This window comes from Aquabacterium sp. UBA2148 (genome assembly GCF_002328915.1).
Taxonomy (GTDB): Bacteria; Pseudomonadota; Gammaproteobacteria; order Burkholderiales; family Burkholderiaceae_C; genus Aquabacterium; species Aquabacterium parvum.
In genome coordinates, this window is sequence record NZ_DCXA01000201.1 from 1 (window position 1) to 6,435 (window position 6,435).

Consider the following 6,435-nt stretch of genomic DNA (forward strand, 5'->3'; position numbering starts at 1 on the left):
GGCGCCCTCATGAATCGCCTGGGCTTGCCGCCCGCCATCAAAGGGGGCAAAGGCAAGCTCACGGGCCAGGTCAGCTGGCTGGGCTCGCCGCTCGAGCTCGACGTGCCCAGCTTGAACGGCGACTTGAAGGTGGCCCTCAGCGAGGGGCAGTTCCTCAAGGCCGATGCGGGCATGGCTCGGCTGCTGGGCGTGCTCAGCCTGCAGGCCTTGCCGCGTCGTTTCCTGCTCGACTTTCGCGACATCTTTCAGCAGGGTTTCGCCTTTGACAGCGTGGAAGGCGACATCAAGGTCAGCCAGGGCCAGGCCACCACGCGCAACCTGCGCATGCGGGGCGTGCAGGCCGTGGTGCTGATCGAGGGGCAGGCCGACCTGCTGCGCGAAACCCAGGACCTCACCGTCTACGTGGTGCCCGAGATCAATGCCGGCACGGCCTCGCTGGCTTACGCGGCCATCAACCCGGTCATCGGCCTGGGCACCTTCGTCGCACAGATGCTGCTGCGCAAGCAGGTCTCCGAAGCCGCCACCACCGTGTTCCGCATCGGCGGCACCTGGGCCGATCCGCTGGTTGAAAAAGGCCTGCCGCCTCGGGCCGAGGCGGCTGCCCAGGGTGCTCAAGTGGTCCCGGCTGCTCCCCCCGGCAACGCCGCGAAGTGAGGCGGGTCTTGCCGACAGATACAAAGTGCGCGCAAGGCCTTCGCGCACAATGCCTGCTTTCCTGACGCTTGCCGAGAAGACATGAGCCTGTCCCGTCGTTCGATGCTGCTGAGCCTGCCGGTCCTCACGGGCCTGATGTGCGGATGCTCAGGCGACGCCGTCACCCGCATGCCCGATTTGCCCTACACCGAGATCAATGGCCAGGCGCGCCAACTTGGCCAACTGCAAGGCAAGGTGGTGGTGATCAACTTCTGGGCCACCAGTTGCTCGACCTGCGTCAAGGAAATGCCCCGCCTGGTCGAGACCCACAACCGCTTCAAGGCCCAGGGCCTGGAGACACTGGCTGTGGCCATGTCGTACGACCCGCCGGCCTACGTCATGCAGTTCGCCGAGTCCCGCAAACTGCCGTTTCGCGTGGTGATGGACCACGATGGCAGCCTGGCCCAGGCTTTTGGTGACGTTCAACTGACCCCCACCACCCTGGTCATCGACAAGCGGGGGCAGGTGGTCAAGCGCTACATCGGCGAGCCCGACTTTTCAGCGCTCGATGACCTGTTGACCCGGTTGCTGGCGCAGCCGGCGGCCTGACGTGGCGGCAACAGCGCCAGCGTTGGCATGACGAGCCTGGCTCTCCCGATGACGCGGCGAACAGGACGGCTGCACCACCTCGGCAAGGCCCTGGCGCTGCTGCTGTCCAGCTTGCTGCTGCTGGCCTGCTCGCCTGCCTTGAACTGGCGACAGATGGACCTGGCCGAAGCAGACGGCCTGCGCATGCGTTGGCCTTGCAAGCCCGATCGCGTCGAGCGTTCGCTGAAACTGGATGGCGTGGAGTCGCCCCTGCGCATGGTGATGTGGTCCTGCGAGGCGGCTGGCGCCACTTGGGTGCTGAGCGCTGCCCGCCTGGGCAGTGCCACCGATGTCTCGCCTGCGCTGCGGGCCTTGTCGGCGGCCACCGCGGGCAACCTGGCCTGGGCGGACAAACAGGCCCGCCAGCAAGCACCGGGGGCTGACCCGCCTCAGCCTTCGTCCGTTTGGCGGCACACCGACACGGGGGAGCTGCAGGTTCCCGGCATGACCCCCAACCCCGATGCCCGGGGCTGGCGTGCCCAGGGCCTCAAACCCGAAGGCAACTCGGGCGCGGCGCCCCTGACCGTGGACGCGTGGCATTTTTCCCACGGATTGACGGTCTTTCAGGCAGCGATCTGGCAGGGCAGCAGCCCCTTGCCGCGTGAAAACGGTGAGGATGCCGTGGAGGTCTTCCGCCGCTCGCTTCACTTTCCCGGGTGAGGGTCGATAATCCATCAGGTATGCCCGGACTTTTCCTCATCGCGCACGAGCCGTTGGCGTCCGCACTGAAGTGCGCGGCGCAGCATTGCTTTCCGGAAGCGATTTCGAGCCTGCAGGCCCTGGACGTCAGCGCCCGCCAGACACCCGAGGAAATCGAAGCCCAGGCGCGCATCCTCCTGCAAATGGCACAAGACGGCGACGAGCGAGGCGAGGTCCTCATCCTGACCGACGTCTTCGGCGCCACCCCTTGCAACACCGTGCAGCGCCTGGCAGACGGCCAACGCGTGAAAGTCATCACTGGTGTCAACCTGCCGATGCTCTGGCGCGCCCTGAACTATTCACGCGAAAGCCTGGACACGTTGATCACCCGTGCGGTGGCTGGCGGCTCGCAAGGCATCATGCAGATCGCCACCAGCCGCCCGCAGAACCAGGCCACCCCACCCAGCAGCCATGATCAAGACCACCGTCACCATCAGCAATAAGCTGGGCCTGCACGCCCGCGCCTCGGCCAAGCTCACCAAACTGGCCAGCGCCTACCCGTGCAACGTGCACATGAGCCGCAACGACCGCCGCGTCAACGCCAAGAGCATCATGGGCGTGATGATGCTGGCCGCCGGCATCGGCACCGCGGTCGAGGTCGAGTGCGAAGGTGAGCGCGAAGAAGAAGCCCTTCAGGCCCTCGTCAACCTGATCAACGACAAGTTCGGCGAAGGCGAGTGACCTCGGGGTTTCACTGACGGGTGATCGGGCGGTAAACCCGTGATTTCGGCCCACGGTGTGACAGATTTTGTCGTCACGCCACCACACTCATGTCCCCACAGGCGGGCCGTCACGGCACAGTCTGTTGCATCTGGGTCGGCGCTCGTTTCGAATGGCGCCAGTCCTGTTCGGTCGGTGAAACAAACGGCCGTCGTTTCCAGCATTCAAGGAGTCCCCATGGTCCGCTCTACCCGCCAGTCGGTCTGGCTGTCTGCCGTTTCATTCGCTGCCCTGGCCTGCGTGGGCCAACAGGCGGTGGCCGCCGAGAACGGCTTGCAGCGCTATTCGCCCGGCATTGGGGGCAGCGACATGACGGCGCCGCTGACGCCGGGGTTGTATTTCCAGATGCCGCTGGTGCATTACCACGCGCGCAAGCTCAAGGGTGGGGACCACGATCAGGCGACGTCGGCCACGCCGGCGGCTGCGCAGACGGTGCCGGTGCTGGGCCCTGTGCCCGCGATTCCGGGCTTGCGCTCGAAGATCGGCATCAACGCCGACACCTACGCAGCGCTGCCCCGCCTGACCTACCTGAGCACCACGCGCGTGTTCGGTGCCAACCTGGGCTTCACCGTGATGCTGCCCCTGGTCAAGCGCAAGGCCAGCTTCTCTGCTTCGCCCATTTATGACGGCACCGTGCTGGCGAACTTTCCGTACTCTGCGCTGCAATCGAGTTACACCGCGAGCATCAACGGCCGCGTCTCGGCCAGCCAGGACGGCAACGAAACCGGCCTGGGCGACATGGAACTCTCGCCCGTCTTCCACTGGGAGATCGGTGACAACCAGGCCCTGAACATCGCCCCGACCATCGTGCTGCCCACCGGCAAGTACGACGTCAAGCAGCGCGTGAACCCGGGCTACGGCAAGTTCTACACCTTCCGCCCCTCCATCCAGTACAGCTACATCGGCGACGGCTGGGACTTTGGTGCGCGCACCGTGTTCTCGTTCAACACCCGCAACAAGGACAACGGCTACTACTCCGGCAACATGTTCAACGTCGACTGGCAGCTGATGCGCTTCGTCAGCGACGACGTGCGCGTGGGCCTGCAAGGCTACTTCGTGCGCCAGCTCACCAAGGACACGCAGGACCTGAGCAAGTTCTCCGCCCAGGAGATCGCCGACAAGAACCTGCAAAAGGAAATCATCAACGGCAACCGCTCCAGCGTCACGGCCGTGGGCCCCGCCGTGGGCTGGGTCGTCAACGGTGGCGAAGCCCTGGTCGAAGGCAAGTTCCTGCAGGAATTCGGCGCGCGCAACCGCACCGAAGGCTCTGCCTTCTGGTTGTCGATCTCCAAGCCGCTGTGATCGCGGCCTGGGCGTCAAGCTGAGCAGGAGCAGTCGTGATGAAGGATCAATCCTTGCGGGCGTTCATCGATGGTTTGCCGACGCCCGACGAGCGGCGTCGCGCCATGCTGATCGCCGCAGCCGCTTCGGCCTTGCTGCCGTTTGCAGCGCCCGCCCATGCGGCGGTCGAGATCGAAGGCGTTGACCTGCCCGAGACCGTCACGGCATACGGCAAGAAGCTGATCCTCAACGGTGCGGGGGTGCGCAAGCGCGGCTACTTCAAGGCCGACGTCACGGCCCTGTACCTGCCGGAAAAGCGCACCACGGCCGAGGCCATCTACAAGCTCGACGGCATCCGCCGCATCCAGCTCAACATCCTGCGCGAGTTCACCTCGTCGACCATCTCTCGCATCTTCCTGTCCGACTTCAAGCAGTCGGCCACCGAAGAAGAATTCAAAAAGCTGATCGGCCCCATCGGCCAGATCGGCATGGCGTACTCCAACGTCAAGCGCGTGGTCAAGGGCGACGTGGTCAACCTTGACTGGGTGCCAGGCATGGGCTGGATGGCCACGCACAACGGCAAGCAGCTGTCCATCGACGGCGGGCAGCCGCTGGCCATCAACGACGAGCTGGCCTTCCAGATCTACCTGCGCATGTACATCGGCCCTGCCGCGCCCGAAGACCTTCGCAACGGCCTGCTGGGGCTCACCAAGCTCAACCGAGTGCCCGACTGAGCTGTTGCTGCACCCGCCCAAGCCCCGCCCGCCAGCGGGGTTTGTTCTTTCTGGTCCGCGCCACCTCCTCGGCTCAATCGCCCTTGTAGTGCGCTTCGAGCATCGGTGGCATGGGCGCATCGAGCAGGCCTGCCATCAGCCGCAGCGCGTCGGCGGTCTCGTGGCTCATCAGGCCTTGCGGGCTGTGGTTCATCGCTTCTTCCACCCAGGCTTTGACCAGTTGTGGGCGGAGCACCCACGACAGCTCCTGCAGACCAGCCAGGGCGTGTGCCAGGGCGTCGGCATCGGTGCCGACGGCGGGGTCTTCGGTTTGACTGGTCCAGTCGGCGTTCAGCCGGCGGTTGACGGCTTCCAGCCAGGCGCGGTTGGCCGAGGGCAAACCTGACTGGGTCTGCTCCGCAGGGATGAAGCGAGCCAGGTAAGTCGACATCGTGCGCACGTGGTGCAGGTCCGAGGGGCTCAATGAGCTCAGGTCCTGCCCTTGGCCCGTGACAGGGCGCATGAAGGCCTGGCCGCTGCGCTGGTGCATGCCCATGCGGTGCCTCAGGGCAAGCCACCACAGGCGGTCGCGCGGGCTGACGCGGCCATCGGCGCGCAGCAGGTCGCGCGCCTGCTCGACCAGTGCCCTGCGCTGCGGCAGGGGTGACTGCGCGATGCTGGCGGTCAGGCGTTCGAACTCGGTCACGCGCCGTTTGGGCTGAAGCTTGGCCACGTCCTGGAGGATCTGTTCCGGCTGGTGAACGCCTTCGCCCACTTTGCGCCAGAGTTTGACTTCGCGTGGGTTCTCGAGGTTCATCATCAAGGCCAGCACGATCAAGCGCTCCTCCGTGGGGCCCACGCGGCCTTGCAGCCTTTGCCGGGCCTCGCGGTCGGCTTGTTGGCGCTCCTGCCTGGCCTGTTGTTCCTGGCGCCCCGCCTGGCTGCTGGCTTGGGCGGTGCTGCCGCCAACGCTGCGGTCGGCTCTGGCCTGGCCTGCACCCATCGGCAACGTGGCACCAGCCGCCAGCAGAGCGCCTGGCGAGGTCGCGGCGTGCCGCGGCTCCACCGCATCCAGGCGCAGCAGGGGCGCCGGCAAGGGCGACAACACCGAGCCGCAGATGCGCAGGATGCGCGACTCGATGGGCGGGTGCGACGCCAGCCAGCTCACGTGCCCGGACTCCTGCAGCAGCAGCGAAGCGATCATGTCTGACGCCGGGTGGCGCATGCGCCCGGCCAGCACCTGCTGGTCGTGCCAGATCTTGCGCAGCACATTGCCCAGGCCGTCACGCGTGCGGGTGTACTGGATGGCGCAGGCGTCGGCCAGGTGCTCGCGTTCGCGCGAGACAGCGGCCTGCAGCACACGCCCGGCCAGCCAACCCATCCAGCCGACGATGGCAAACACCACCCCCAGCAGCCAGGCCAGCGGGTTGACCCGACCGGCGTCGTCGCTGGCCATGAGGTTTCGACCGTAACCATGCACCAGCGACAGCCCCCAGACCAGGGCCAGCAGTCGCATGGTCAGCGGCAGGTCGTCTTTCTCGATGTGACCGAACTCGTGCGCCACCAGGCCTTGCAGCTCGGCGCGGTTGAGCCGCTCCAGCGCGCCGCGTGTGACGCACAGGGCCAGGTCTTGTGCGCCCCAGCCGGCCACGAAGGCGTTGATGGCGTCCTCGCGCGGCAGCACGAACACGCGCGGCACAGGCTGGCCGCTGGCGATCGCCATCTCATCGACCACGTTGAG

Annotated in this window: 8 protein-coding genes; 7 read left to right on the forward strand and 1 reads right to left on the reverse strand. The window is 66.2% G+C overall.

Annotation, left to right across the window (positions count from 1 at the left end; translation table 11 throughout):
* The 7 genes from B2W70_RS11155 to B2W70_RS11185 all read left to right on the forward strand — a co-directional run.
* The coding region (locus tag B2W70_RS11155) for an AsmA-like C-terminal region-containing protein (protein ID WP_286745721.1) at positions 1–654 on the forward strand (654 nt) is incomplete at its 5' end.
* Positions 655–735: 81 nt separating this feature from the next.
* Positions 736–1,242 carry a peroxiredoxin family protein gene (locus tag B2W70_RS11160; protein ID WP_286745723.1) on the forward strand — a complete coding sequence of 169 codons (507 nt, stop codon included), beginning with the start codon at positions 736–738 and terminating at the stop codon, positions 1,240–1,242.
* Positions 1,243–1,290: 48 nt separating this feature from the next.
* Positions 1,291–1,941 (forward strand): hypothetical protein, encoded by a 651-nt coding sequence (locus tag B2W70_RS11165; RefSeq protein WP_286745725.1) that lies wholly within the window; start codon positions 1,291–1,293, stop codon positions 1,939–1,941.
* 20 nt (positions 1,942–1,961) lie between these two features.
* Positions 1,962–2,423, forward strand: a complete 462-nt coding sequence (locus tag B2W70_RS11170; RefSeq protein WP_286745726.1) for a PTS sugar transporter subunit IIA — start codon at positions 1,962–1,964, stop codon at positions 2,421–2,423.
* The gene (locus B2W70_RS11175) at positions 2,392–2,661 is read left to right on the forward strand and encodes an HPr family phosphocarrier protein (RefSeq protein ID WP_286745728.1); all 270 of its coding nucleotides are present in this window, start codon (positions 2,392–2,394) and stop codon (positions 2,659–2,661) included. The genes B2W70_RS11170 and B2W70_RS11175 overlap by 32 nt, the downstream gene beginning before the upstream one ends.
* A 216-nt stretch (positions 2,662–2,877) precedes the next feature.
* On the forward strand, positions 2,878–4,002 hold the full coding sequence (locus tag B2W70_RS11180) for a SphA family protein (protein ID WP_286745729.1): 1,125 nt from the start codon (positions 2,878–2,880) through the stop codon (positions 4,000–4,002).
* 38 nt (positions 4,003–4,040) lie between these two features.
* Entirely contained in the window at positions 4,041–4,715 is a 675-nt protein-coding gene (locus tag B2W70_RS11185) for a chalcone isomerase family protein (RefSeq protein WP_286745731.1), read from the forward strand.
* A gap of 73 nt (positions 4,716–4,788) precedes the next feature.
* Here B2W70_RS11185 and B2W70_RS11190 read toward each other — a convergent pair.
* The coding region (locus B2W70_RS11190; protein ID WP_286745733.1) for a M48 family metalloprotease at positions 4,789–6,435 on the reverse strand (1,647 nt) is incomplete at its 5' end.